The sequence below is a fragment of the Streptomyces ziwulingensis genome (assembly GCF_039542605.1).
GTDB classification, from domain to species: Bacteria; Actinomycetota; Actinomycetes; order Streptomycetales; family Streptomycetaceae; genus Streptomyces; species Streptomyces ziwulingensis.
Window position 1 is genome coordinate 1 of the sequence record NZ_BAABIG010000105.1, and the last position, 1,980, is coordinate 1,980.

At 75.9% G+C, this 1,980-nt stretch carries 1 protein-coding gene; it reads left to right on the forward strand.

What is annotated here, in order from left to right; all coding sequences use genetic code 11:
* On the forward strand, positions 1-1,980 hold a 1,980-nt coding region (locus tag ABEB00_RS35355), incomplete at both ends, for an acyltransferase domain-containing protein (protein WP_345624839.1).

Genomic DNA, 1,980 nt, shown 5'->3' on the forward strand with positions numbered 1-1,980 from the left:
ACCGGACGCGGTGGTCGGCCACTCGCAGGGGGAGATCGCCGCCGCCTGTGTGGCGGGCGCGCTGACGCTGGACGACGCCGCCCGGATCGTCGCCGTCCGCAGCCAGGTGATCGCCGAGCGGCTGTCCGGGCACGGCGGTATGGTCGCCGTGTCCCTGCCCGAGGCGGAGGCCGCCAAGCGCATCGCCGCCTGGGACGGCCGGATCGAGGTCGCCGCCGTCAACGGGCCGTCGTCGGTGGTGATCGCCGGAGACGCGGACGCGCTCGACGAGGCGCTCGACGCGCTGAAGGCGGACGGGGTGCGGGTACGCCGGGTCGCGGTGGACTACGCCTCCCACACCCACCACGTCGAGGCCGTCGAAACCCCGCTGGCCGAGGCGTTCGCGGACATCCGCGGCCGGGCGCCGCTGGTGCCGTTCCACTCCGCGGTCACCGGCGAATGGGTCCGTGAGGCGGGCGTCCTCGACGGCGGTTACTGGTACCGCAACCTGCGCGGCCAGGTCCGGTTCGGGCCCGCCGTCACCGGCCTGCTGGCCGCCGGCCACACCGTGTTCGTGGAGGCCGGCGCCCACCCGGTACTGGCCCCGGCGATCAGCGAGGCCGCCGACGGCGCCGACGTGCTGGTCACCGGCACCCTGCGGCGCGACGACGGCGGCCCCCGACGGCTGCTGGCCTCACTGGCCGAACTGTTCGTCAAGGACGTCCCGGTGGACTGGACCGGCGTCCTGACCACTCCCGCCCGCCCCGTCGAACTGCCCACCTACGCCTTCGACCACCAGCACTACTGGCTGCCCGCCCCGGCCGCCGCGGGCGACGCCGCCTCCTTGGGACTGGCCGGCGCCGACCACCCGCTGATCGGCGCGGTGGTCGAGACACCTGACACCGGCGGCGTGCTGTGCACCTCCCGGCTGTCGCTGCGCACCCACCCCTGGCTCGCCGACCACGCCGTCGGCGACGTCGTCCTCCTGCCCGGCACCGCGCTGGTGGAACTCGCCGTCCGCGCGGGCGACGAGGCCGGCTGCGCCGGCCTCGACGAACTCGTCATCGAAGCCCCGCTGATCCTGCCCGACAAGGGCGGCGTACGCGTCCAGGTCGCCGTCGGCGGCCCCGACGACCAGGGCGACCGCACCGTCACCATCCACTCCGCGCGCGACGGAGCGGCCGGCGCCGACGGCTGGACCCGGCACGCCACCGGCGTCCTCACCCCGGCCCCCCGCACCCGCCCCGCCGCCCACCCCGACCTCACCACCTGGCCGCCGCCCGGCGCCGAACCCGTCGAGGTGACCCCGGAGGACTTCTACGCCGGACTGCGCGAGCACGACTACCGCTACGGCCCCGTCTTCCGCGGCCTGCGCGCGGTGTGGCGGCGCGACGGGGAACTCTTCGCCGAGATCGCCCTGCCCGAGCAACAGCACGCCGCCGCCTCGGAGTTCGGCCTGCACCCCGCGCTCCTGGACGCCGCCCTGCACACCAAGGCGTTCCTCAGCAGCGGCGAGCACCGCACCATGCTGCCCTTCGCCTGGAACGGGGTCACCCTGCACGCCTCCGGAGCCGCGACCCTGCGGATCCGGGTCACCCAGCCCGCCCCGGAAGCGCTCTCCCTGGAAGCCGCCGACGAGACCGGCAGCCCGGTCCTCAGCGCTCGGTCACTGGTGTTCCGCCCGGTCGCCGCCGAACAACTGCGCACCGAGGGCGGCGGCGACGTGCTCTTCGGCGTCGACTGGGTCCCGCTGCCCCGGCCCGAGGACCCGGAGCCCCCCACCTGGCTCCGGCTGTCCACCGCGGAAGAGGTGGCGACGCTGGCCGAGGACAGCGCGGACGGCGCCGGACTGCCCGGCGCCGTCGTCCTGGAGGCCGTGACGGCCGGCCCGGACGACACCCCGCTCGCGGTGACCGACCGCACCCTGGAGGTCGTCCAGACCTGGCTGGCCGGCGGTGGTCTGGAGGACACCCGGCTGGTCGTGGTGACGCGGGGTGCGGT